We start from the raw sequence: 24,653 nt of genomic DNA, 5'->3' as shown, positions 1-24,653 counted from the left end.
TCCTTCATCGAGTCGATCATCGAGCCGATCGGGCCGCCGAGGTCCAGCGCACCTCGCGCCGCAGGTTCGTCATCTGCTCCTCGGTGAGATCCAGGGCCACGGGGGCGCGGGCGCTCCAGACCACCACGACCTCGCCCGGGACCGGCCGCACGACCACCGAGCAGAGGTGGGACTCCGCCTCGGTGAGCGCCCGGCCGGGCGCGAGCTCCAGCATCACCCGGGGCACCTCGCCGGGCAGGTGGAAGGAGTAGACTTGCCGGTTCGGGTGCACGTGATGCAGCTCGAAGTACTCGTCCGGCGCGAGGTCGGAGACGCTCATCCCGGGCGACGCGACCTGCGCGTATTCCAGTCGGAGCGGGGCGCCGGGGTCCTGATAAAGCGGCGGGATCGAGAGCACATCCCGGGCGGCCCAGCCGCGCTCGACCTCGGCCGGGAGCTTGCCGTCGCTCTGGCAGGTCGGGGCGAGCCCGAGGTAAGCGAGCCGGGGAAACCAGGCCATGGACTGGTAATCCCAGCCTGCCGGCAGCGGCGCATGGATCCACCGGTACGGCTTGCCCACGGCGAGGCGCTGCGGCGTCAGCGGGTCGAACGGGAACTCGAGGTTGGGGATCGGCCGCCCCGCGAAGCCCTCGGCGTCGATCTCCATCAAGTACCCGTAACCACAAGGATTTCTCGGGTAGTGGTACACCGTGTCGGCGAGCCGGTCGATGCCTCGGCGGGCATCCTGGACGAGCTGGCCGAGGAGGTCGCCGTTCCGGCCGAGCGCCGTCAGATCGACGCCGCCGTAGGCGTAGTCGTAGCGGATCGGGACCACCTCGATCGGCGCAGGCTCGGAGAAGCGCGGCCGGCCCGCGCGGTCGATCTCACCCACGCGGTCGCCGTGGACCACGATCTCGCGGTGGTGCTTGCCGAACCGGACGCTCGCGGTGAGCGTGCGGGTGTCGGGCTTGTAGGCGTGGGCGAAGGCCTGGATGACGACGTCGGTCGCGCGCCGGAAAGGGAGCATCTCGTCGACGGCGATCGGCGGAGAGACCCGCGGCGGCTTGCGATCCTCGCTGTACGGGATCTCGTCGTCGTGCAGGACCTCCTGCTGCGCGGGGGCGTCGAGCTCGCAGCGCCCGTTGTGGATCCGGTAGGTGCGCTTCGAGATCCAGGCGATCCACCGCCGCCCGTCAGGCTCGCCCTGCAGGAGCAGCTCGGTCTTGCGGCGCGGTCTGCGCGCCGGGGCGCGCGCGGCGGGCGGCGTCGGGTCGTTGCTCACGGCCGCTGCTCCGCGCTCACTCTGCCTCGTAGATGCGCCACCGGCCCCGCCAGAAGTTCTTCTCCGGCTCCTCCGCGTCGCCTGGCTGGCGCCGCGTGTCGGTGAGCAGGGGCTCCATCTGATCCCAGAAGCCCTGACCCACCGCGGGGCCGAAGATCGCCATCACCGTGTCGCGCATGAGCTCGTGGCGCTGCGCCTCCGGCAGCACGTGAAAGGGGTCGGTGAGCCGCTTCATGTGGTCATGGTACTTGGCGCGCGCGGGCGGCCACTCGGTATTTTGTTTTGATCTCCCGCCGCCGGCGCGCACCCCTGGCCGAGCTCGTCGGCCAGGTTCCGAGGCCATCCGCGCACCGCCACACACCGACGACGACTCCAAGGGTCGTTGCGGCCCGCGATCGCTGGATGAGCCCTTGACCTCGGGAGGCGCGGTTGCGACCGTGCACGACGGGGACATGAGCGAGCCGAAGGGGACACTCCCGGTCGACGACGCGCAGGCCGCGCAGTTCGCGGCGCGCGCCTTGCCGTTCTTGCCAGGCACCGCGGGCGGCGTCGCGTGCGCGTCGCTCACGCCGGCGGCGTCGGCGACGGCGGCGCAGGCGACCGTGGACACGGTCCCCTGGCGCCACGAGGGCAAGCTCCGGTTGACGGTCGTCGTGAAGGCCAGCTTCTCGCTCGACGCGTCGCCGATGCGGCCGGCGGAGGTGGCGGCGCCGTTCCAGACGAAGGATGTCCACGACCGCCGCGGCCCGATGACCCACGTGACCGCGGCGAGCGATCGGGTGCCGTACCGCCAGTACGTGGACGTGACCGCCCTCGGGCACGCCGCCGCGCCGGGCGGCCGCCCCGTCGCCGAGATGAGCGCGCGGTTCGCGCTCGTCCAGCGCGAGGCGCCGGGCCTCGACAAGACGGTGCGCGTCGTCGGCCGCCGCAAGGAGGCCGGGGCGGCGCCGGAGCCGTTCGTGCGGATGCCGATCGTGTACGAGCGCGCCGCCGGCGGCGTCGGCGTGCCCGAGAACCCCCTGGGGTGCAGCGAGCGCGACGGCGAGCTGCCGAACGTGCTCGACCCCGTCGATCCGCAGAGGCCCGCCGGCTTCGGTCCGCTCGCGGCGGCGTGGCCGGCGCGCAGCCGCCGCCTCCCGGCAGGCGCCCGCGCCAGGCTCGACGCCGAGGTGATGGAGGTGCCGGGCGCCTTCGACTGGTCGTACTTCCAGTGCGCCCCGCGCGACCAGTGGATCTCCGCGCTGCAGCCGGACACGGCCGTCGTGCTCGAGGGCTTCCACCCGGATCGCCCGCGCATCCAGAGCGCGCTGCCGGACGCGCGCGTCGCCGGCGCGGTGTACGGCCTCGACGACGCCGATCCCGACGCCCCGGCGCGGCTCGCGTTCCACGCCGACGGCCTCCACGTCGACGCGGATCGGCTGCTCTGCACGATCACCTGGCGCGCCCACGTCGAGCTGCGCGACCCGGCGCAGCGGGAGCGCCTGGTGGCCGTCGCCGGCGTGGGCATCGGGATCGCGCCAGCGGTCCCGCCGCGGCGCCCGCCGGTCCAGCGCCCCGCGGCGGCCGCGCCAGCCGCGCCGTCGCGCTCCGGCGAGCCGCGGCCGCGGGAGGGGTCCGCGGGCGGCACGCTGGCGCTCGACGGGCCCGGCAGCGCGCCAGGGTCGGGCACCTTGCCCGCCACCCCGCCGCCCGCCACTCCGCCGCCCGCGGCCACGACGCCCGGCCCAGCGGCGGGAGCGGTGCTCGCCGCGCTCGACTTCGATGGAGCTCCATCGCAGCCGCCCGCCCTCGCGGGCGCCGCCCCGCGCGCCCCGGCCCCCGCGCCGGCGCCGCAACCGCCGGCCCCGCTGAAGGAACCGCCGGCGCCGAGCGCAGCGCGCCCGGAAGAGCCGGTCACGATCGAGCGGTACGCCACCGTCTGCGCGGAGCTCGCCGAGCGGGGCGCGCTGCGCGGCGAGGTGCTCTCCGCGCACGACCTCGACGAGGGCACCTGGCGGAAGGCCGAGCGGCGCTGGCGCGACGAGCTCGAGCGCGCGCTGAAGCACGGGGACCGCGCGCTGCGCGAGCGCTTCGACGACGCCTACGTGACCGCCTGGGAGCGGCGCCACCCGGACCGATTCGGGGCCGAGCAGTACGCCCGCCTCGTCAGGGCCGAGCGGCGGGGCAAGCTCTCGCTCGAGATCGCGGAGCAGGGGCTCGACGCGCCGCTCGGCCTGCGGCTGAAGCGCGTGTGGCAGCGGCGCGTCGCCGCGCAGGCCGCGCTGGCGGGGCAGGTCGAGCGCGCGCTCTCGGCCCTCTGATGCGCGGTCGACCCGCGCGCGCCGCCCGCGGCACGCCGCACGCAACCGCTCAGCAGTTCAGCTTGATCCGCTCGCCGAGCAGCTGCACGTCATCGTTCGCCGCGATCTGCACGTCGCCGCGCGTGGCCTCGAGGTTCACCTGACGGGCCTCGGCGCGCAGCTCGCCGCGCGCCCGCGTCGTCACGTCGCCGGCGACCGTCTGCGCGAGGTCGCCGCCGGTCTCGTGCACGATCCCGTGCTCGGCGCGCACATGGAAACGATCGCAGTCGACGCGCACCGCGCCCGGCGACTCCAGCTCGAGCTCCGCCGCCCGGATCCGCAGCACCGGCCCGCGCGCGGTGAGGCGCACGTCGAGCTCGATCTCCCCGGAAGCGCTCCGGATCGTCACCCGCTCCTCGTCCCCTGCCGCGGATCGCACCTCGACGACGCGCCCCGACGGCAGCTCCACCTGCCGGCCCTCGGCATCGCGCCGCGTCTGCTCCGCGATCCGCTCGATCAGCGCCGGCAGCTGGTCGACCTGCTCGGGCTCCGTCACGATCTCTGGTGCACGAGCTTCGTACGAGGGCTTCATCGCGGCGCGCTCGCGGGAGAGTCTCCCGCTTCCTGGATCGAAGGAGAGCGCACCCGGGCGCGCCGGGCAATCGCAATCTGAGCGTCCCGGGGTGCGACCGCGGACACCACGGAGCAGGACCCTTCCACCGCCTTGCGGCTCCCGGCATGGTCAATCGCTGGCACACAGCACGTGGAGGATGACGAAGCGTCGTTCGGTGCGGCGCATGCCCACGAGCCTGGACCGCCGCGGCTTCCAATTTGTCCAATACGGCGGCGCGCGCGGGCAACAGAATCGGCGCATGAAGATCATCCTCAAGATCATCCTCATCCTGGTCATTCTCTCTCTCGGAGGTTGCATGCCCCATACCACCCAATCGACCTCGGCCATGGAAGGCCCCAATGCCACCTCGGCCGTCGTCCGCTACCAGGTCACGGACGTCGATCGCGCCGTTCGCTTCTACACCGAGCGACTCGGCTTCACGCTCGACCTGCAGGCCGGCACGGCGTTCGCGACGGTCTCCCGCGGTGACTTGCGCTTGCTCCTGAGCGGCCCCGGCAGCTCCGGAGCGCGCCCCATGCCCGATGGCCGCGCTCAGGTCGCCGGCGGCTGGAACCGCATCGTCCTCTACGTCGACGACCTCGCCGCGATCATCGAAGGACTCCGCGCGGCCGGGACACCCTTCCGAAACGACATCGAAAGCGGCGTGGGGGGCGCGCAGATTCAACTCGAGGATCCCGACGGCAACCCGATCGAGCTTCACGAGGCGCCGGAGGAATCGACCTCGGCCGCGGAAGGCCCCGATGCCACCGCGGCCGTCGTCCGCTACCAGAACACGGACGTCGATCGCGCCGTTCGCTTCTACACCGAGCAACTGGGCTTCACGCTCGACCTGCAGGCCGGCACGGCGTTCGCGACGGTCTCCCGCGGTGACTTGCGCTTGCTCCTGAGCGGCCCCGGCAGCTCCGGCGCGCGCCCCATGCCCGACGGCCGCGCTCAGGCCGCCGGCGGTTGGAACCGCATCGTCCTCTACGTCGACGACCTCGCCGCGATCATCGAACGACTCCGCGCGGCCGGCACACCCTTCCGAAACGACATCGAACGCGGCATGGGGGGCGCGCAGATTCAACTCGAAGATCCCGACGGCAACCCGATCGAGCTTCACGAGGCATCGGCGGGTTGATCATGACGACTCGGAGGCGACCGGGTTCGTCGCCGGTAGCGCCGCGATGCGTCCCGACACCGCGCTGATCCTTCGCGGTCATCGGGTCGGGACGCATCGGGATCGCGCGTGTTGCCGGGCCCTTCCGCGCGCCCCATCCAGCGCGGCTGGCGCGGCGAGGGCGATGTGGTGCAACTTGACGCGTTCGCGGGAGGAGTGGGCGATGAGCGCGGTCGGCGAATTGCCGGAGAGCGCCACGAACTCGCGAATCAGGTGCGACTGGTCGCAGAACCCTGACACGGCAGCGAGCCGGGCCCAGTCCGGCTCGCGCTCCCTCTCGGCCTGCGAGAGCGCCCGCCGAAAGCGTGTGATCCGGGCGAAGGCTTTCGGGGCGAGGCCGGTCTCGGCGGTGAACACGTCGACGAGCCGGCGGTGGCTGATGCCGAGCGTGGCCGCCACGTCGGCGACGCGCCTTTCGCCTCCCTCGAGCGCCGCGATCGCGTGCGGCACCAGGGGATGACCGGGGCGCGCGTTCGAAAGGCGGTCGAGCAACGCGCGCTCGAGCAGCGCGAAGCGCGCGCGCGGCTCCGGCGCCGCGCAGAGGCGTTCGCGGAGCTCCGCCGCTCGCTGCCCCCAGAGCTCCGCGAGGTCGGCGTGCGTGTCGGTCAGCGCGCCGGGCGGCGCGCCGAGGAACGGCCACGCGCCGCCGGGGCGGAATTGGACCCCGACCATCGACGCGTGCTCGCGTGTGTCGACGCCGAAGGCGGACTGGTACGCGCCCGAGACGACGGCACCGGAGTGGCGGCGAATGGTGGGGCCGTCGTAGACGCGAACCTCGTCCTGGTCGAGGTTGACGACCAGCTGGAGGGTACCGGAGGGCAGGATACGCTCGGCCGCGTGAGGCGGAGCAGCCGAAAGGTACCAGAGCTCGGCGACGTGCGCCGAGAGCGGCGGACCCGGCACGTGGCGGACATACAACACGTGGACACTATGGTCGACAATCAGGTCGCCGGCCACATCGCCGCGCGGCGATCGCGAAGCCCGGGTACTCCCGTCGCACCTTCGCCTATGCTGGCGTGAGTTCCGGGTGAGCCTCCGGAAGATCCACCTCCACACTCATCGACAAGGGCTGGAACGAAATGATGAAACACCTGCGCAAGATGCTCGATTCCCAGGCGCCTGCGGCGACGCTCCTCGTCCGCCTCTCGGTCGGGGCCGTCTTCTTGTCCGAAGGGCTCCAGAAGTTCATCTATCCAGCGGAGCTCGGCGCCGGACGGTTCGTCAAGATCGGCATCCCCTGGCCGGAAGCCATGGGACCTTTCGTAGGGGTGGTCGAGATCGTCTGCGGGGCGCTCGTGCTCGCGGGGCTCCTGACCCGGTTCGCCGCCGCTCTGCTCGTCATCGACATGGTCGTGGCGCTGCTCTCGACCAAGCTTCCGATCCTGCTCGGCCGAGACATCCTCGGCTTCCACGTGCGCAAGCTGCCGCAATACGGCTTCTGGAGCATGGCCCACGAGGCGAGGACGGACTGGGCGATGCTGCTGGGCGCGCTCTTTCTCGTCGTCGTCGGCGCGGGGCGCTGGTCCTTCGACGCGCGCCTGGCACGGCGCCGGAGCGCGCCGTGAATGAAGCAACACCTCTCCCGCGTCGGTCCGGCGCTGGACGGGGCCGACCTGACGCCTGGGCGTCGCTCGCGCGCCTTCGTCCGAAAGACAAGAAGAAGGACAGCTGACGCGCGTTCGACTTCAGGCGGCCGGGAGCCTCCGGCAGAGCAGAGGTCCTATCCTCGATGACGGGAGGCATGCATCGCGACGGCAATGCCGTCCTGGAGCGTGCCCTTCGTGACGATGCCTTGCAGCGGTGCGTCGAGTTGCACGAGCGTTCGGGCCACCTCCGAGCCTATCCCGGTGATCACCGTGCGCGTCCCCAGGAGCCGCAGGCCGCTGGCCGCGACGAGGAGCATGGCGGCGACGCGCTCGTCCACATGTTTGAGGCCGGTGATATCGATGATGACGAACTCGGCGCCTCGGCTGCTCGCGCCGTGGAGCATCGCATGGTTCGCCTGCTGAGCCCGGTCACTGTCCATCGTACCGATGAGCGGCATGACCAGGATGCGATCCGTGATCGGAATGAGCGGCGTGGAGAGCTCGAGGAGCCGGCCGCGCTGCGCGGCGATGATCTGCTCGTGCAGCGCGGTCCTCTCCGCGTTCGCGTGCCCCTTCTCGACGAGCTCGCGCTCGAGCCCCTCCTTGGCCTCGCGCAGCTCGTCCGTACGGGTCATGAGCTCGCCGAGGAGCGCCTCGCGCGCGGCCTCGACGGCGACGCGCTGCCGGACCTCCGACTCCAGGCTGGCGTTCTTCTCCTGCAACGCTCGCGTCATGCGCCGGACGGCGATGTGCGGGCGTATCCGCGCAAGGAGCTCCTCCGTATCGAAGGGCTTGCTTATGTAATCCACGGCGCCCGCCTTCAACCCTTGCAACCGGTGCTCCCGATTGTTCAAGGCGGTCATGAACACGATCTGAGTGTCGGCGGTCTGCGGGTTGGCCTTCAGGCGCCTGCACACCCCGAAGCCGTCGATATCTGGCAACATGACGTCGAGGAGCACGAGATCCGGCTGCTCGCGCTCGATCAAGCTGATCGCCATGGTGCCATCCGTGGCGACGGCGAGGTCCAGATGCTCGCCCGACAGTACGTCGAGGAGCGTGTCGAGGTTGGCGGGGTTGTCGTCGACCGCGACCACGAAACCATTGAATTGCGTCAAAATCTTCCCCCCAGTGCCTGAAAAACGCAGCGTGGACGCTATCAAGGAGCGTGACGACTGTAAAGGGCCAAGCATGCAGCGTCGCTCGGAGGAGCGCGGCTCCGACGAGCCCTGCAGGTGCTGACACGACGTGTCTGTAACTTGCTTCACGTCGACAATGCCAGGACAGATGGAACTGTACGTGTGCCAACGTATACGGCCTCGCGCAACGCTGGTCACGACCTGGAAACGCTGTAGTCAGCGTGCGCCCGCGCACGTGCGTGGGGTGCGCAAGTGTGGCAGTCGCGAAGCGTCTTTCACAATTGCATTGACTTGTGTTGCCGTGCCCAGGCTAGTTTAGCGCGCACTCGGCTATCGTGCCGCGGTGCAGATGCATGGGAGGGGCTCAGGCATGGAACTGACGGAGTATGCGCTGGGGGATATCGCTTACGAGGGAAGCGAGACGCGCGTCTGTCGCGCGGTGCATCTCCCCTCGGGCGCGCAGGTGGCGATCAAGTTTCCGCTCGCCGAGGTACCCAACCCGCGCGTCATGGGGCGACTGGTCCACGAGCATCAAGTGCTCCAGCAGCTCGCGGCTGTGCCAGGCGTGGCGCGCGTGCATGCGTTCGAGCAGCGGAACGGCACGGCGGCGCTGGTCCTCGAGAACCCTGGAGCGGGCTCGCTCGATCAGGTGCTCGCCAGGCACGGTCGCCTGCCGGTGGCGGCCGGGCTGCGGTTCGGGCAACGCCTTGCTCAGGTGCTCGAGGGCGTGCATGCCGCCGGCGTGATGCACAAGGACGTCAAACCGCAGAACCTGCTCGTGGATGACACGTACGAGCAGGTCACCCTGCTCGACTTCGGCATCGCCTCGCTGCTGTCCCAGGAAGCGACCGAGGCGAGCATCCCCGAAGCGCTGGAAGGGACCCTGGCGTATATCTCGCCGGAGCAGACGGGGCGCACGGCGCGCGCGCTCGATACGCGCACGGATCTCTATTCGCTGGGCGTGACGCTCTTCGAGGTGCTCTCGGGGCGGCGGCCCTTCACGGACCGCGATCCGCTCTCGCTGGTGCACGCGCATCTGGCCAAGAGCCCGCCTCCGCTCGACACGATCGCACCGGAGGTGCCGAGCGGCGTGTCGGCGATCATAGCGAAGCTCCTGGCGAAGGATCCCGAGCGGCGGTACCAGACAGCCAGAGGCGCGGCCGAGGATCTGGAGGAGGCGCTCCGCGCGCTCCACCAGCGCGGTACGGCGGCGCCCTTCTCGCTTGGAAAGAAGGACTTCTCACGGAAGCTGCGGTTGCCGCAGGTGCTCGTGGGGCGGGAGCAGGACGTCGAGCGGGTAGGCGAATCGTTTGCCCGCGCCGAGCGGGGCGCGGCGGAGCTCTTGCTCGTCGGCGGACCGTCGGGCATCGGCAAGACGGCCCTGGTGCGCACGGTCTACCACGACATCGCGAAGGCGGGGCGCGGCCTCTTGATCGCGGGCAAGCACGACCAGCTCGCGCGGTCGACGCCGTACGCCGCGATAGCGCAGGCGTTCGGGGGGCTGATGCGTCAATGGATCTCGAGCCCGAAGGCGGTCCTGGAGACCTGGCGGGATCGGATCCGGAACGAGGTCGGGGACAACGCGCGGCTGATCGCAGACGTGGTGCCGGAGCTCGACCTCGTCATGGGCAAGCTGCCGCCGGTGCCGCCGGCGGAGGGCGAGCAGGTGCTCAACCGGCAGAAGCTGACGTGGTTGAACTTCGTTCGAACCGTCACGACGCCGAACCCGCCGCTCGTCATGTTCCTGGACGACATGCAGTGGGCAGACAGCGCCACGCTGATCATCCTGCAGACGCTGCTGACGGACGTGGAGCGGAGGTCGCTGCTGGTGATCGCAGCCTACCGTGACAACGAGACGCCGCCCGAGCATCCGCTGTGGAAGCTCGTGGAGGCGGTGGAGGCGAGCGAGGCCAGGGTATCGAGGCTGACGGTGGGCCCCCTGTCGGAAGAGCAGGTGCAAAAGTGGCTTTCGCGCACGCTCGAGAGCGAGCCGAAGCGCGTGGAGCCGCTCGCGCGTGTGCAGTGGCAAAAGACGCGTGGAAACCCGTTCTTCCTGGAGCAGCTGCTGTTCTCCCTGCACCGGCAGAAGCTCCTTGTGAGGGACGCGGAGAGCGGGGAATGGCAGTGGAACCAAGCGGACCTGGAGCGAGCGCAGATCACCGACAACGTGGTGTCGTTGCTGACGGACAAAGTACGAGAAATGCCGGACGCGACACAGCAGCTCATGGGGCTCGCGGCGTGCGCGGGGCACACGTTCCATCTCCACGATCTGGAGCGATTGAGCGGCTGGGAGCCCGCCCGGGTGACGGGAGCGTTATGGCCGGCGCTGCAGGAGGAGCTGGTCGTGCCGGTCGACGGGGCTTATCGCCCCGCGCAGGCGCTCGGAGGGGTGGGCGACGGCGCGCTGGACGCCTCGTACCGGTTCTTGCACGACCGCGTGCAGCAGGCGAGCTACGAGCGGATCTCGCCGGAGCAGCGCGTCCTCGCGCACCTCGAGATCGGCCGTCGGCTCTGGGCGCGGTACCGCGCGGAGGGGGGCACGGCTCAGCAGCTCCTGGAGCTCGCGCGGCACATGAACCAGGGTTCGGCGCGGCTCACGTCCGTGGAGGAGCTCAATGACGTCGCGCGGATGAACCTGGAGGCCGCTCGCGTCGCGAAGGCCGCGAGCTCCCACCGCCTGATGGCCAGCCTCCTGGAGAACGCGCAGGCGCTCCTCGGCGAGCGAGCCATCAGCGACGAGCTGTCGCTGTCGGTGGAGATAGCGCTGGAGCGGCTGGAGGCGGCCTATCTGCTGCGAGATTTCGAGGACGTCGAAGCACGCGCGCTCGACTTGCTCGCGAGGCCTCTCGGGGCGGTGCCCTGGCTGTCGGCGCAGGAGATCCGCGTCCGCTGCTGCCTGGCGACGGGCCAGTACGCGCGGGGGATCGGGCTCGGTATCGCGGCGCTCGCGGAGCGGGGCTTCGCCTTCCCCGAGACGGACGAGGCGTGTCAGCCGGCGCTCCTCGACGAGTCCGCCGCGCTGGATCGATGGTTGGAGCAGGACCTCGGCGCGTTCGATCGAATGCCGCCCGAGCAGTCCCCGGAGCACCGGCTCATCGACGCCCTGATGACGCAGACGCAGCTCTGCTCCATCTACGGCGGCCGGCCGATGCTCTACACGCTCATCATCGTTCGCCTGGTCTCCGAGGCGGTGCGACGGGGGGCCCTCACGCCAGCGGCCACGCTCATGCTCTGCAGCTTCGCCAACGTGTGGTCGGTGGCCACGGGCATGTATCGCCGGGTCTTGCGGTGGGTCGAGCCCGGGGTGCGCGCCGCGGAGCGGGTGGGGTCCCCGATGCTCCCCGAGTGCCTGGTGCTTCATGGCATCTACATGGTCTATTCCAGACCTGTCGACGAGACGGCCGCCCTCTATGAGCGAGGCATGGCGGCCGGCCTGAAGCTCGGTTCGTTCCAGGGCACGAGCTGGGGCCTCCTCGCCGAGCTGTTCTATCACCGCGTCTGGCGTGGCCTGCCGCTCGGCCAGGTCGACGCGCAGGTCAAGGCTCGCTGGGATCTCGTGCAGCGCGCGGGCGACGCCGTGGGGAGGCACCACTTCGAGGCGATCGCGTCCTATTGTGACGTGCTGATGACCCCTGACGGCGCCCCGAAGCTCCTGGACGACGAGCCGCTCTCGCGAGGCTCGCGCTCCCTCCTGGCCGACGGGGACGGGTTCACGGGAGGGCTCGCTCGCACTCTGGAAGTCTATCTGTTCTGCGTCACCGGCAGGTGGGAGCGAGCGTTATCGCGGGCGCGGGAGGCAGACCAGTCTCGAGCCGACATCCTCGGCATGCCGCCGGTCACGGATATCCCGTTCTTCCTCGCCCTCTCGGCGGCGAAGTGCTGGCATGACGCCGCGGGCGCCGAGGAGCAGGCGAGGCTGCGGGAGCACATCGACCACGGCCTCGAGCGGCTGCGGTACTTCGCGGAAGGTTGTGCGCCGAACTTCCTCCACAAGCTGCGCCTCGTCGAGGCCGAATACGCCCGCGTCCGCGGCGAGACCGAGGAGGCCATCGCCAGGTACGACGAGGCCATCGAGCTCGCGCGCGAGCACCGCTTCCTGCACATCGAGGCTCTCTCGATCCAGCTCGCCGCCGAGCTCCGGCTGCAAACGGGCAAGAGGCACATCGGCGCCATGTACCTGCGCGAGGCGCGCGACGCCCATGCGCGCTGGGGCGCGGTCAACGTGGTCGCCCATCTGAACGCGAAATACCCTGCTCTGCTCAGGGCGGCCATGCACGGGGCGCCTGTCGAGCGCGCGATGGTGGCGGCGGCGACCACGGCGACCACGGGCGCCTCCACGGGCGCGAGCCTCGACGTGAACACCGCGGTGCGCGCGGCGCAGGCGCTCTCGAGCGAGCGCGACCCGGAGCGCGTCGTGGGCCGGCTGATGGAGCTTTTGCTGGCGAACGCGGGCGCGCAGCGCGGCGCCCTCGTCCTCCGCGAAGGGGAGGCGCTCTCCGTCGTGGCGCGGCTGTCGGTGGAGGGGGCACGCATCGAGACGGGGCTGTCGGAGCCGCTCGGGCAAAGTCACGACGTGCCGGCGACCATGGTGCAGTATGCGGCCCGCACGGGCGAGCCGGTGGTGACAGGCGACGCGACGAGCGAGGCGCGCTTCGCCGTCGACCCATACCTCGCGTCGCGCGTGGTGCTCTCGCTGCTGGCCCTGCCCTTGACACACAGGGGCCATCTCGTGGGCGTGCTGTACCTCGAGCACCGCGACGTGCCGTCGGCGTTCCCTCCGGCGCGCGTGGAGTTCCTGTCGGTGCTGGCCTCGCAGGCGGCCATCGCCGTCGAGAACGCCGTCCTGTACCGGGACCTGGAGGCCAAGATCAAGGAGCGCACGGCCGAGCTCCAGATCGCCAAGGAGGCGGCCGATCGGGCGAACCGGGCGAAGAGCGATTTCCTCTCGAGCATGAGCCACGAGCTGCGCACGCCGCTCAACGGCATCCTCGGTTATGCCCAGGTCCTCGCTCGCGCGCCCGAGCTCTCCCCGAAGAGCCGTGATGGCGTGCAAGTCATCAAGAAATCGGGCGAGCATCTCCTCTCATTGCTGGAAGACGTGCTGGACCTCGCGAAGATAGAGGCCGGCAAGATGGATCTCGTCGCGACGAAGTTCGATTTCCAGGCGCTGGTGCGCACGGTGGTGGATCTGTGCCGCGTGCGCGCGGACCAGAAGGGCATCGCCTTCACCCATGAGATACGCGGCGGAACGACGTCCGCGTTCTACGGCGACGAGAAGCGCCTGACGCAGGTGCTGTTGAACCTCCTGAGCAACGCCATCAAGTTCACCGAGCGAGGAAGCATCACCCTCGTCGTCGACGAGCTGAAGCGCGGCCCCGGTGAAGGGAGCACGTTGCGGTTCCGGGTCGAGGATACGGGCCCCGGGATCGCCGCGGAGCACGTCTCGCGCATCTTCGATCCCTTCGAACAGGTCGGAGATCACAAGGCGAAGAGCGCCGGCACAGGGCTCGGCCTCGCCATCACGAAGAAGATTGTCGACCAGATGGGCGGCACGATCGAGGTCGAGAGCGAGCTCGGCCGAGGCAGCGCCTTCACGGTGACGCTCACGCTCGCGGAGGGGCCTGACTCCGCGCTCGCCGACAGAGTCCTCGGATGGCATACGATCACCGGGTATCGCGGAGAGCGCCGCACGATCCTCGTCGTGGACGACAACCCGCATAACCGTGCCCTGATGAGCGATCTGCTGGTCCCGATCGGCTTCGAGGTCGTGGAGGCCGAGGACGGTGAGGCGGCGCTCCGGCTGGCCATGGAGCGGAGGCCGGCGCTCGTCTTGATGGACCTGGTCATGCCGGGCATCGACGGCCATGAGGCCACGCGCCGCCTGCGGCAGATGCACGAGCTCGGCGAGGTCGTCATCCTGATCTCGTCCGCGAACGTGTCCGGAGCCGAACAGCAGGAGGGCGTCCGCGCCGGCTGGAACGACTCCTTGCACAAGCCCGTGCAAGCGGGCGAGCTCTTCGACAAGATCCACCGCTTCCTCGGCGTGGAATGGATTCACGCCGAGGAGAAGGCCCCTGTCACGGCGGCGAGGGAGAAGGGTCCGCTGGTGCCGCCTCCGGCCGAGGAGCTTGCCCTTCTATCGCGGCTGGTGGCGTCGGGGCGCGTCCGGAACGTGGTGGCGGAAGCGGTGCGGATGGAGGAAACCGACCCGCGGCTCGGCCCGTGGCTCGAGCAGCTCAGGGCGCTCGTGCGGACGTACCAGATGCGAAAGCTGCAAGAGTTCGTCGATGGGTATGCCGCAGGCACGGCGCTGCCCAGGAGGAGCGCTAGCACTCCGGCAAATTGACCCCCACCTCCACCGGCACCTCGAGCACGTTGACGGCGAGCCCCCCGCGCGCCGTCTCCTTGTACTTCGACTCCATGTCTGCCCCGGTGTCGCGCATCGTCTTGATCACCTTGTCGAGGCTCACGAAGTGCGCCCCATCCCCGTGCAGCGCCATGCGCGCCGCGCTGATCGCCTTGATCGCGGCCATCGCGTTGCGCTCGATGCACGGCACCTGGACGAGCCCGCCCACGGGATCACACGTCAATCCGAGGTTGTGCTCCATCGCGATCTCGGCCGCGTTCTCCGCCTGCTCCGGCGTGCCGCCCAGCACCTCGGCCAGCGCGCCCGCGGCCATCGAGCACGCGGAGCCCACCTCCCCCTGACACCCCACCTCCGCGCCGCTGATCGACGCGTTCTCCTTGTAGAGAATGCCTATCGCGCCCGCCGTGAGCAAGAAACGGATGACCCCCTCGTCCGTCGACGTCGGCACGAAGCGCCGGTAATAGTGCAGCACCGCCGGGATGATCCCCGCGGCGCCGTTCGTCGGCGCCGTGACCACGCGGCCCCCGGCGGCGTTCTCCTCGCTCACCGCGAGCGCGTAGAGGCTCACCCAGTCTATCGCCGTCAGCGGATCCCGGAGCCCCGCCTCGGGGCTCTCGATGAGCTTGCGGTACAGCGCCGGCGCGCGGCGCACCACCTTGAGGCCGCCGGGCAACACGCCCTCCGCCCGGAAGCCGCGCCGCACGCACTCCTGCATCACCCCCCAGATCCGCAGGAGACCCGCCCGGGTCTCCGCCTCCGGGCGGAAGATCTTCTCGTTCTCCAGCATGACCTGGCTTACCGACAGGCCGCTCGCCGCGCACGCCGCGAGCAGATCCGCGGCGCTGTGAAACGGATACGGCAGCGGCGTCGTGTCCGCTTCGATCGGGTTTTCCCCCTTCGCCGCCGCCTCGTTCACCACGAAGCCGCCGCCCACCGAGTAATACACGCGCGCGCGGAGCGGCGCGCCCCCCTCGTCCAGCGCCGTGAAGCGCATGCCGTTCGGATGAAACGGCAGGCTCCGGTGCAGGAAGGCCAGGTGTCCTTTCACCTGGAAGCCGATCTCGTGGCGGGAGAGCAGCGACAGCCGGCCGCTCTGCCGCACGCCCTCGACGATCGCGCCCGCCCGCTCGACGTCCACGCCGTCCGGCGTCTCGCCCATGAGCCCGAGGATCACGGCCTTGTCGCTGCCATGGCCGCGGCCGGTGGCGCCGAGCGACCCGAACAGCTCCACCGACACCGCCGTGGTGCGGGCGAGCAGGCCCGCCTCGTCGAGATCCACCGCGAACATGCGCGCCGCGCGCATCGGCCCGACCGTGTGCGAGCTGCTGGGCCCGATACCGATCTTGAAGAGGTCGAAAATGGTGACTGCCATGTGACGTGGAACGCCGTTCAGCAGGATCTCCGGCGCCTTTGCCGGAGCGCGCTCGACGCTCGACGGTACACCCTACACCGGTGCAGGCCGGCGCGCAGGGCGGCGCGCGCCGCGAACACACAGCACGTCACCCCGCCGCTCCACCACGCGCGCCTTTTGGTATGCTCGGGGACGTCTTCCCGCGTTTCCCTCACCCTTCAGAGATGGGGATCCCCATGCGCCATGCCCCGGCCGTGCTCCTCGCCGCCTCCCTGCTCGCCCCCGCCGCCGCGCGCGCCGACGGCCCCTCGCCCGCGCCCTCACCACCACGAAGCGCCCAGGCGAGGCCGCCCGCGCTCGAGGTGACGATCGACAGGTCCAAGGTGGACGTCAAGGGCCGCCAGATCGAGGTGAAGCTGTCGCGCGCCGCCAGCAAGGTGCGCATCAAGGTCCTCGGGCAATCGGGCGCGGTCCTGGCCGAAGAGGAGAAGCCGTTCGGCGGGGCCGCCGCCGGCTCGCCGCTCGCCGTGAGCTGGTCGCCCTCGAGCGACGAGCCGGTCGCGCGCATCGAGGTGTACGGCTACGACACCGAGGGGTACTGGGCGGGCATCGCGATCATCCCCTGGAACGTGAGCATCCCCCACGAAGAGGTGCAGTTCGAGACCAACTCCGACGTCATCCGCGCCCCCGAGGTGCCCAAGCTGGAGGCGAGCCTCCAGAAGATCTCGGAGGTCGTGGCGAAGACCAGCGAGCTCGGCAAGATCGCGCTGTTCATCGTCGGCCACACGGACACGGTCGGCAGCGCGGAGCACAACCTCGCCCTGTCGCGGAAGCGCGCCCGCGCGATCGCCGCCTGGTTCAAGGGCCGCGGCGTGAAGCTCCCCATCGCCTTCGAGGGGCTCGGCGAGTCGGCGCCGCTCGTGAAGACCGCGGACCAGGTGGACGAGCCGCGCAACCGCCGGGTCGACTACATCCTGTCGGTCGAGCCGCCGCGGCTGCCGTCGGGCGACGCGTCCTGGAAGGCGCTCTGAGGCGAGGCGGCCCCGTGAAGACCACCGTCCTCGCCCTCGGCAGCCGCGGCGATGTCCAGCCCGCGATCGCGCTCGGCAAGGCGCTCGCGGCCCGCGGCCACGCCGTCAGTGTCCTCGCCGGCAAGAGCTTCCAGCCATGGATCGAGGCGCACGGGCTCGCCGCCATCCCGGCGAGCGTCGACTCGGTCGACATCATGGAGAGCGACCTCGGCAAAGAGTGGGTGTCGCGCGGCACGAACCCCATGGCCCAGTCGCGCATCCTGCAGCGGCTCATCGACCGCTTCGGCGCGGAGATGGCCGACGACGCCCTGCGCGCCTGCGAGGGCGCCGAGCTCATCCTGAGCAGCTTCACCTCGGACACGTACGCGGCCTCCATCGCCGAGGCCTCCGGCGCGGTGCAGGTCAGCATGCCGCTCCAGCCCTCCATCCTGGCGACGCGCCACGGGCCGACCGCGCTCGCCGCCCCCCTCCCGCGCCGCGACAGCGTGCTCAACCTCCTGTTCGGCAAGCTCCTGATCGAGCCGACGGTGTGGCGCTGGTACGGCGGCGTGACGGCCCGCGTGCGGCAGAGGCTCGGCCTGCCGCCGCAGGATCGGCGAACGTACATGGCCGCGCTGCGCCGCATGCTTGTCGTCCACGGCTACAGCGCCCACGTCGTCCCGCACCCGCCGGACTGGCCGCCCAGCTACCACACGACGGGCTACTGGTTCCTCGATGAGGGCGAAGCGTACAGGCCGCCCGAGGCCCTCGAGCGGTTCCTCGCGGCGGGCGAGCCGCCCATCGCCCTCGGCTTCGGCAGCATGACGTCCCACGATCCCGGCGCCACGACGAGGCTCCTCGTCGACGCGGTCGCGCGGAGCGGCCAGCGCGCCATCCTGCTCTCCGGCTGGGCCGGGCTCGGCGACATCGCGCTGCCCGACACGATCCTCCGGATCGACGCCGCGCCGCACGACTGGCTCTATCCGCGCGTCGCCGCGGCGGTGATCCACGGCGGCGCGGGCACCGTGGCCGCGTGCCTGCGCGCCGGGCGGCCCGCGGTGGTCGTCCCGCACCTCGCGGACCAGCTCTTCTGGGGGCGCCGCGTCGAGGAGCTCCGCGTCGGCCCGCGCGCCATCCCGCGGCCACGCCTCACCGCCGACGCGCTCGCGGCCGCGATCCGGACCGCCGCGACCGACGCCGGCATGAAGCAGCGCGCCGAGGAGCTCGGACGCAAGATCCGCAGCGAGGACGGCGCGGCGTCGGCGATAGGCCACATCGAGCGGCACCTCGCGGCACGCAATGGCGTGACAGCGTAGGAATCCGCCGTCCGAGGACATCGGCCCTCGGCCGCCCACGCCGTCGCGTGAGCCTCGCGCGTCCACGCTGTGGGCGGCGAGGGCGCGCCGCGAAGGAGCCTTTCCAAAGTCCTCGTCGCCGGGGTCCGGGCTCATGTACTCTCGTCCGATCAGCGCAGCGGGCGCCCCGTCCGCCGAGCGGCTCGGACACTGCCGCTCGATCGGAATCGGCAAGGAGTTCGCGCTCATGGAAGGGCAGCTCATCCTCGCCCGGCTCCTCCAGCGCTACCGGGTCAGCGCGGTGCCGGGGCGGACGACGCGGCTGCACGTCGCGACCACGCTGCGCACGTCCGGCGGCGTGTGGCTCCAGCTGGAGCCGCGCCCGGGAAGGTGAGATGACCGAGGTGAGCTGGCGCCGAGCACGGCGCCTCCGTCTATCCTGATGGCGCCCTACGTCGAGATCGTCGGCGTGAGTTCGCGCAGGTCACCGCGCCCTGACCAGCTGCAGCTCCTTGTTCTTGAGGGTGACCTGCGCGAGCAGAACCGGGCCGTAGCGCAGCTCCCAGACGTCATCGGCGATCCCCCTTGAAATCGGCGTACCATGCGCCATTCGGCTGCTCGGCTGGAGCCAGCGGCGACGCCAAGGGGTGCGCCGAGCGTCCGGACTCCAGGGCGGCGTTCGGAGTTTCCTGACGACCTCACGCGCCTGCACACCCAAGAGTCGCACGAGCTGGGCGTGGGCCAAACTCCGCCGGTGCCAGGTCACACCCTTTGGAATATACAAGTGGCTGGTTGTAGTGCGTCGCATTGACGAGCGAGCGAGCAAGGTTTTCGATGATCGTCGAGAGAGGCTACGCGCTCCGCGAGAAGATCGAGGAAACCGCCGACTTTACCCTGTACCGCGCATGCCGCGAGGGCGACGGCGTTCCGGTCTTGCTGAAAGTCCTGCGCGCGGAAAGATCGACCGGCGCCGAGATCGCGCGCTTCAAGCACCAGTACGAGCGCATCGCGCGCATCGCCTCGCCCCGCCTCGTCGCGCTGCGCGGCGTCGAGGCGCTCGCCGGCTCCTTGATCGTCGTCCTCGAGGACTTCCCGGGCCGCGATCTCGCGCGGATCCTCGCCGCGCGCCCGTCACGCAGGATGCCGGTCGGCGAGGCGCTCGATCTCGCGGCCGCGCTCGCCGAAGGTCTCGCCGCGATGCACGCGGCCGGGCTCGTCCACCGCGATCTGCGCCCGAAGAACGTGCTCGTCGGCGCGCGCGGCGCGGTCAAGATCAATGGCTTCGGCGTCGACGCCGAGGTCACCCACGCGCACGAACGGCTCTACGCGCCGGCGGTCATCGCCGACGTGCTGCCCTACGTCTCCCCCGAGCAGACAGGCCGCATGAACCGCGGCGTCGACTACCGGACCGACCTCTACGCGCTCGGCGTCATCCTGTACCAGATGCTCACGGGTCAGCGCCCCTTCGAGGCCCTGGACCCGATGGAGCTGATTCACGCGCACCTCGCCCTCGCGCCCGCGCCGCCGTCCCGCGTCGACCCGACCATCCCCGAGGCCGTTTCCGACGTCGTGCTCAAGCTGCTCGCGAAGAACACCGAGGAGCGTTACCAGAGCGCCGAGGGCCTGCTCGCCGACCTCGAGCGCTGCCGCGAGGCCCTGCGCGGCACGGGGACGATCGAGCCATTCGTCGCGGGCCAGCGCGATCGTCAGGACCTCTTCCGGATCCACCAGAAGCTCTACGGCCGCGAGCAGGACATCGAGGCGCTCACCGCCGCGTTCGTGCGCGCGCTCGAGGGGAGCCGTGAGATCGTCCTCGTCTCCGGCTACTCGGGGATCGGGAAGTCCTCGCTCGTGCACGAGATCTTGAAGCCACTCGCGCGGCAGAAGGGCTATTTCACGAGCGGCAAATACGACCAATACAACCGCGACGCGCCCTACAGCCTGGTGATCCAGGCGTTCGACGGCCTCGTGCGGCAGATCCTCACCGAGAGCGATGCGCGCATCCTCCGCGTTCGGAGCGCGCTCCTCGAGGCGCTCGGGCCAACCGCGCAGGTCGTCTGCGACGTCATCCCGTCGCTCTCCCACCTGATCGGCCCGCAGCCGCCCGTTCCGGCGCTCGGCCCGATCGAGGCGCAAAACCGCCTGAACCGGTGCTTCTTGCTGTTCGTCTCGGTGTTCGCGCGGCGCACGCACCCGCTCGTCCTGTTCCTCGACGATCTTCAGTGGATCGACCCCGCGAGCCTCGGGCTGCTCCGCGCGCTCCTCGCCGACGACTCGCTCGATGCGCTCTTTTTCTGCGGCGCTTACCGTGACAACGAGGTATCGCCCGAGCACCCGTTCGTCCTGGCGATCGAGGAGCTCGAGCAAGCCGGGCTCGTCGTGCGCGACATCGCCCTCGCCCCGCTCGCGCGCCCTCACCTGATCGAGATGCTCTCGGATAGCCTCAAGCGCAGCGACTGCGGGCCGCTCGCCGATGCGGTGCAGAAGAAGACCGGCGGCAACCCGTTCTTCGTCAAGGAGTTCGTCCGGTCGCTGCACGACCACGGCGCCCTGGCGTACGCAGCCGGATCAGGCTGGCGCTGGGACCTCGCCTCGATTGACGCGCTCGGGTACACGGACAACGTGGCAGACCTCATGGTGCGCACCATCGCGCGCCTGCCGCCGGCAACGGTGAAGTCGCTCAACCTGGCCGCGGCGATCGGCAACCGGTTCGACCTCGACGTGCTCGCCGTGGTGAACGAGTGCTCGCCGGAAGACGCGTACGCCCGCCTCGATCCCGCCATGAGCGAGGGGCTCGTGATCGCCGGGCGCGGCGGCTACCGCTTCGCCCATGACAAGGTGCAGGAGGGCGCCTACGCCATGATCCCGGAGGCCGACCGACCGGCCTTCCACCTCCGGATCGGCCGGCTGCTCGCGGACAAGCTGGATCTCTCGGAGAGCCAGAGCCTCTTCGACGTCGTCGGCCACCTGAACAGCGCAGGCGACCTCGTGTCGGACCCCGTGGAGCGCTTGCACCTCGCCCGCATGAGCCTCGAGGCCGCATGCCGCGCCGAGGACTCGGCCGCCTTCGGCGCCGCGCTGCACTACCTGCAGCTCGGCCTCCTGCGCCTTCCGGAGGACGCCTGGGCGTCACAGTACCCGCTCCGCCTCGAGTACGCGAAGAGAACCGCCCTGATGCTCTCGCTCTGCGGCCGGCATGACGACGCCCTCGCGATCCTCTCCGATGGCCTGGAGCGGGCCGCGAGCCGGCGCGATCGCACCGAGGTGCTCCGGCTCAAGATGAACGTGCAGGTGCTCAAGAACGACCTGCCAGCCGCGCTCGCGGAGGGGCTCGAGGCCCTGCGCCCGTTCGGGATCGACCTGCCTCCCTTCCCGGACGACGTCATGCTCGACGCCCAGGTGCGGGCGACGATGGATCTCGTCCAGGAAAGGACGCTCGAGGCGCTGCCAGGCCTGCCGCCGCTCGCGAACCCGGAGATCCTCGCCATGCAGGACGTGCTCCAGGAGCTCTTTCTCCCCTGCTACTTCCTGGCCACGAACAACCTCGGCATCACGGTCGCGAAGATCCTCGAGAACACGCTGCGCCACGGGCTCTCGAAGAACTCGATCTTCGGCTGCATGAACTTCGGGATGCTCCTCTGCGCCCGCGGCGACATCGCGCTCGGCTACCGCTTCGGCCGCGCCGCCATCGACCTCGCGGACCGCTACACGGACAAGAAGTCCGAGGCGATGCTCTGCAATATGTGGGGCGCCTTCGTGCAGCATTGGCGAGAGGGCTACGCCGCCTGCAAGGCGTCGCTGGTCGCCGGGATGCACGCCGGGCTCGAGACGGGCCAGTACATCTGGTCGTTCTACAACACGGTCAATGGCATCACGAACAGCCTCCTGCGCGGCCTCCCGCTCTCCGACCTCCTCGCCGAGGCGCAGAGCTACCAGCCGATGCGCAAGCTCGACGAGTTCAACGCAATCACCTGGGCGGTCGGCGCGGTCGGACAGATCGCGCACCAGCTCTCGGTCGAGGCCGAGCGCCCCGCCACGCTCAAGGGGGCGTGGGTCGATATCGACGAGGTGATCGAGGAGTCCCGCCGCATCGACAACCAGGCCTCGTTCTTCTTCGCCCACTTCTACATCGTCGTCCTCTGCGTGTTCCAGGGGGCGTTCGAGGAAGCGGCGCGCGCCGCGCTCTTGCCGAACATCGAAATCCCGGCCGTGGCGGCCTGGCATGGCAACCCCGCGTTCCATTGCTACGCAGGCATCGCGTTCACGCAGGCGGCGGACGTCGTCTCCCCAGAGGAGCGCGCGCTCTTTCTCGCCCGCGCCGAGGTCTCCGCCGAAAAACTCTCGCGCTGGGCGGACCTCTGCCCGGAGAACGTGGCGCACCGCCGCGCCCTCCTCCTCGCCGAGCTCGAGCGCGCCCGCGGCGACGCGCGCGCCGCCGGGGACCGCTACGACGAGGCGATCGCGCTCGCGCAGCGCGGCGGCTATCTCCACGACGAGGCGCTCGGCAACGAGCTCGCAGGCCTCTGCTTCCGCGCGCTCGGCAAGACCACCATCGCCGGCGCCTACCTCACCAAGGCGCACAGGGCGTACGGCCGCTGGGGCGCGACGGAGGCGATGCGGCGCCTCGAGCGCGCGTACCCCGACCTCGTCCCCGGCGAGAGCCTCCGCGGCGAGAGGAGCCCGCAGGCCGGCGCCGCGCTCGACGTCGGCTCGGTGCTCAAGGCCTCCCAGGCCATCTCGGGCGAGATCGTCCTCGACCGCCTGCTCGACGCGCTCATGCGCATCATGGTCGAAAACGCCGGCGCGCGGCGCGGCGTCCTCCTGCTCCTGCGTGACGGACGGCTCGTCGTCGAGGCCGAGCACCACATCCGGGATGCGTCGGTCCACGTGCTCGGCGCGGCGCCCCTCGAGGGCCGCAAGGACCTGCCGGACAGCGTCGTCACGTACGTGGCGCGGACGCGCGAGACCGTCCTGCTCGACGACCTCGCGATCGACGGGCCGTTCGGGCGCGATCCCTGCTTCGCCGGCGGTGCGCCGCGCTCCTCGCTCGCCGCGCCCATCGTCTACAAGGGCCGCTTCGCCGGCGTGATCTATCTCGAGAACGACCTCACCCGCTCTGCCTTCACCCCCGATCGCGTCGAGGTGATCCGGCTCCTTTCGGCCCAGGCGGCCAACTCCATCGAGAATGCGCGCCTCTATGCGGATCTGCAGCAGGAGAACGCGGAGCGGCGGCGCGCCGAGGAGGTGCTCCGCCATTCCTACTCGCTCCTCGAGGCCACGCTCGAATCGACGACGGACGGCATCCTCGTCGTCGACCTCGAGCAGCGCGTCGTGCGTCAGAATCACAGGTTCGCGGCGATGTGGCGCATCCCGGACGAGATCCTCTCCACCGGGTCGGACGACACGTTCCGTACGTTCGTCTGCGACCAGGTCCTCGATCCCGAGGCGTTCCTGCAAAGGATCCGCGCTCTCTATGCCTCGCCCGAGGAGTCCGGCTTCGATGCCATCCCGTTCGCGGACGGGCGCGTCTTCGAGCGTTATTCGCAGCCCCAGCGCCTCGGCGGGCGCGTGGTCGGGCGGGTCTGGAGCTTCCGGGACATCACCGCGCGCGTGCGCGCCGAGCAGCAGCGCGATCGGCTCCTCCTGGACGAGCGGCGGGCGCGCACGGCAGCGGAGGAGGCCGTGCACCTGCGGGACGACTTCCTTTCTATCGCCTCGCACGAGCTCCGCACCCCGCTCACCAGCCTGCAGCTCGCCATTCAATCGCTGGGGCGAAGGCTCGCGCAGGGCATGGACGTCGAGCGCGTGCGATCCGCGGTCGCCCTCTCTGTCCGCCAGGCCAAGCGCCTCACCGACCTCGTCGATATGCTCCTCGACGTCTCCCGGATCCAGGCGGGGAGGATCGAGCTGGACACAGCGCCCGTCGAGCTGCGCGCGCTCGTCGACGAGGTCGTCGCCCACCTCGGCGATCAGATCGCGCAGTCAGGCAGCGCGGTCGCCGTGCGCGCGGAGCAGCCGGTCATCGGCCGGTGGGACCCGCACCGCCTGGAGCAGGTCGTGACCAACCTCCTCACCAACGCGATCAAGTTCGGGGAACGCCAGCCGATCGAAATCGCCATCACCCAGGAAGATCGGGTCGCGCGGCTCTTGGTGACGGACCGTGGGATCGGGATCCCGGCCGAAGTGCAGGCCCAGCTCTTCGAACGATTTCGCCGCGGCGTCTCGTCGAAGCATTACGGGGGGCTCGGGCTCGGCCTCTACATCACCCGCACCATCGTCGAGGCGCACGGCGGCCGAATTCGCGTGTCGAGCGAGGTCGGCCGGGGCTCGACCTTCTGCGTCGAGCTGCCGCTCTCGACCGAGCGCGCGGGAGATTTGTCGTCGTAGCGGTTGCCTCGAGCGGCCTCGTGAGTGATCGTGCATCACGACAGAGAGGAGCGGCTCACTGCGAGGCCGCTGCGCCGAGGTGCGCTCGAACGTCGGCACCATTCACGACGGCTCGCGCTCCAGGTTCTCGCGCAGGGGCCGCCCGATCTCCACCGAGCCCTGCGCCCAAAGCTCCGGCTGCGCGCCGC

Annotated in this window: 15 protein-coding genes; 8 read left to right on the top strand and 7 right to left on the bottom strand. The window is 70.5% G+C overall.

Annotation, left to right across the window (positions count from 1 at the left end; translation table 11 throughout):
• Positions 1–16: 16 nt before the first annotated feature.
• Both WME73_RS10410 and WME73_RS10405 read right to left on the bottom strand, forming a co-directional pair.
• Entirely contained in the window at positions 17–1,261 is a 1,245-nt protein-coding gene (locus tag WME73_RS10410; RefSeq protein WP_437915556.1) for a DUF2169 domain-containing protein, read from the bottom strand.
• A 16-nt stretch (positions 1,262–1,277) separates the two neighbouring features.
• Positions 1,278–1,496, bottom strand: coding sequence for a hypothetical protein (locus tag WME73_RS10405; RefSeq protein WP_272101560.1), 219 nt, complete (start codon positions 1,494–1,496; stop codon positions 1,278–1,280).
• 217 nt (positions 1,497–1,713) lie between these two features.
• On the opposite strand from WME73_RS10405, the gene WME73_RS10400 reads away from it, so the two are divergent.
• On the top strand, positions 1,714–3,561 hold the full coding sequence (locus tag WME73_RS10400) for a DUF2169 family type VI secretion system accessory protein (RefSeq protein ID WP_437915555.1): 1,848 nt from the start codon (positions 1,714–1,716) through the stop codon (positions 3,559–3,561).
• A gap of 49 nt (positions 3,562–3,610) precedes the next feature.
• On the opposite strand, the gene WME73_RS10395 is transcribed toward WME73_RS10400, so the two are convergent.
• Entirely contained in the window at positions 3,611–4,132 is a 522-nt protein-coding gene (locus WME73_RS10395; protein ID WP_437915554.1) for a hypothetical protein, read from the bottom strand.
• 280 nt (positions 4,133–4,412) lie between these two features.
• Between WME73_RS10395 and WME73_RS10390 the strand changes: the two genes are divergently transcribed.
• The gene (locus WME73_RS10390; RefSeq protein WP_437915553.1) at positions 4,413–5,294 is read left to right on the top strand and encodes a VOC family protein; all 882 of its coding nucleotides are present in this window, start codon (positions 4,413–4,415) and stop codon (positions 5,292–5,294) included.
• A 78-nt stretch (positions 5,295–5,372) separates the two neighbouring features.
• Here the strand turns inward: WME73_RS10390 and WME73_RS10385 are convergent, their stop codons facing one another.
• On the bottom strand, positions 5,373–6,254 hold the full coding sequence (locus WME73_RS10385; protein ID WP_437915552.1) for an AraC family transcriptional regulator: 882 nt from the start codon (positions 6,252–6,254) through the stop codon (positions 5,373–5,375).
• Positions 6,255–6,415: 161 nt separating this feature from the next.
• Between WME73_RS10385 and WME73_RS10380 the strand changes: the two genes are divergently transcribed.
• Positions 6,416–6,898: a DoxX family protein gene (locus WME73_RS10380; protein WP_437917372.1), complete on the top strand. Its 483-nt coding sequence runs from the start codon at positions 6,416–6,418 to the stop codon at positions 6,896–6,898.
• A 155-nt stretch (positions 6,899–7,053) separates the two neighbouring features.
• Here the strand turns inward: WME73_RS10380 and WME73_RS10375 are convergent, their stop codons facing one another.
• Positions 7,054–8,184: a response regulator gene (locus WME73_RS10375; RefSeq protein WP_437915551.1), complete on the bottom strand. Its 1,131-nt coding sequence runs from the start codon at positions 8,182–8,184 to the stop codon at positions 7,054–7,056.
• A gap of 241 nt (positions 8,185–8,425) precedes the next feature.
• Between WME73_RS10375 and WME73_RS10370 the strand changes: the two genes are divergently transcribed.
• Positions 8,426–14,401, top strand: coding sequence for an AAA family ATPase (locus WME73_RS10370; protein ID WP_437915550.1), 5,976 nt, complete (start codon positions 8,426–8,428; stop codon positions 14,399–14,401).
• On the opposite strand, the gene WME73_RS10365 is transcribed toward WME73_RS10370, so the two are convergent.
• The gene (locus tag WME73_RS10365) at positions 14,382–15,794 is read right to left on the bottom strand and encodes an L-serine ammonia-lyase (protein ID WP_437915549.1); all 1,413 of its coding nucleotides are present in this window, start codon (positions 15,792–15,794) and stop codon (positions 14,382–14,384) included. The genes WME73_RS10370 and WME73_RS10365 overlap by 20 nt on opposite strands.
• 215 nt (positions 15,795–16,009) lie before the next feature.
• On the opposite strand from WME73_RS10365, the gene WME73_RS10360 reads away from it, so the two are divergent.
• The 3 genes from WME73_RS10360 to WME73_RS10350 all read left to right on the top strand — a co-directional run bounded on the left by WME73_RS10360 (position 16,010) and on the right by WME73_RS10350 (position 18,472).
• On the top strand, positions 16,010–16,804 hold the full coding sequence (locus WME73_RS10360) for an OmpA family protein (RefSeq protein WP_437915548.1): 795 nt from the start codon (positions 16,010–16,012) through the stop codon (positions 16,802–16,804).
• Positions 16,805–16,818: 14 nt separating this feature from the next.
• On the top strand, positions 16,819–18,099 hold the full coding sequence (locus WME73_RS10355; protein WP_437915547.1) for a glycosyltransferase: 1,281 nt from the start codon (positions 16,819–16,821) through the stop codon (positions 18,097–18,099).
• Between the two features lie 133 nt (positions 18,100–18,232).
• The gene (locus tag WME73_RS10350) at positions 18,233–18,472 is read left to right on the top strand and encodes a hypothetical protein (protein WP_437915546.1); all 240 of its coding nucleotides are present in this window, start codon (positions 18,233–18,235) and stop codon (positions 18,470–18,472) included.
• A gap of 90 nt (positions 18,473–18,562) precedes the next feature.
• Here the strand turns inward: WME73_RS10350 and WME73_RS10345 are convergent, their stop codons facing one another.
• Positions 18,563–18,688, bottom strand: a complete 126-nt coding sequence (locus WME73_RS10345) for a hypothetical protein (protein ID WP_437917544.1) — start codon at positions 18,686–18,688, stop codon at positions 18,563–18,565.
• 224 nt (positions 18,689–18,912) lie between these two features.
• Between WME73_RS10345 and WME73_RS10340 the strand changes: the two genes are divergently transcribed.
• The gene (locus tag WME73_RS10340) at positions 18,913–24,465 is read left to right on the top strand and encodes an AAA family ATPase (RefSeq protein ID WP_437915545.1); all 5,553 of its coding nucleotides are present in this window, start codon (positions 18,913–18,915) and stop codon (positions 24,463–24,465) included.
• The last annotated feature ends 188 nt before the right edge of the window (positions 24,466–24,653 follow it).

Source organism: Sorangium sp. So ce302 (assembly GCF_051530145.1).
Taxonomy (GTDB): Bacteria; Myxococcota_A; Polyangia; order Polyangiales; family Polyangiaceae; genus Sorangium; species Sorangium cellulosum_B.
This window is presented reverse-complemented; position numbering and strand designations above follow the sequence as displayed.

Excerpts from the sequence above, each read along its gene's own strand:
- WME73_RS10405 (WP_272101560.1), bottom strand. The coding sequence starts at position 1,496 with ATGAAGCGGCTCACCGACCCCTTTCACGTGCTGCCGGAGGCGCAGCGC.
- WME73_RS10400 (WP_437915555.1), top strand. The coding sequence starts at position 1,714 with ATGAGCGAGCCGAAGGGGACACTCCCGGTCGACGACGCGCAGGCCGCG.
- WME73_RS10395 (WP_437915554.1), bottom strand. The coding sequence starts at position 4,132 with ATGAAGCCCTCGTACGAAGCTCGTGCACCAGAGATCGTGACGGAGCCC.
- WME73_RS10390 (WP_437915553.1), top strand. The coding sequence starts at position 4,413 with ATGAAGATCATCCTCAAGATCATCCTCATCCTGGTCATTCTCTCTCTC.
- WME73_RS10380 (WP_437917372.1), top strand. The coding sequence starts at position 6,416 with ATGAAACACCTGCGCAAGATGCTCGATTCCCAGGCGCCTGCGGCGACG.
- WME73_RS10370 (WP_437915550.1), top strand. The coding sequence starts at position 8,426 with ATGGAACTGACGGAGTATGCGCTGGGGGATATCGCTTACGAGGGAAGC.
- WME73_RS10365 (WP_437915549.1), bottom strand. The coding sequence starts at position 15,794 with ATGGCAGTCACCATTTTCGACCTCTTCAAGATCGGTATCGGGCCCAGC.
- WME73_RS10360 (WP_437915548.1), top strand. The coding sequence starts at position 16,010 with ATGCGCCATGCCCCGGCCGTGCTCCTCGCCGCCTCCCTGCTCGCCCCC.
- WME73_RS10350 (WP_437915546.1), top strand. The coding sequence starts at position 18,233 with ATGTACTCTCGTCCGATCAGCGCAGCGGGCGCCCCGTCCGCCGAGCGG.
- WME73_RS10345 (WP_437917544.1), bottom strand. The coding sequence starts at position 18,688 with ATGGCGCATGGTACGCCGATTTCAAGGGGGATCGCCGATGACGTCTGG.
- WME73_RS10340 (WP_437915545.1), top strand. The coding sequence starts at position 18,913 with ATGATCGTCGAGAGAGGCTACGCGCTCCGCGAGAAGATCGAGGAAACC.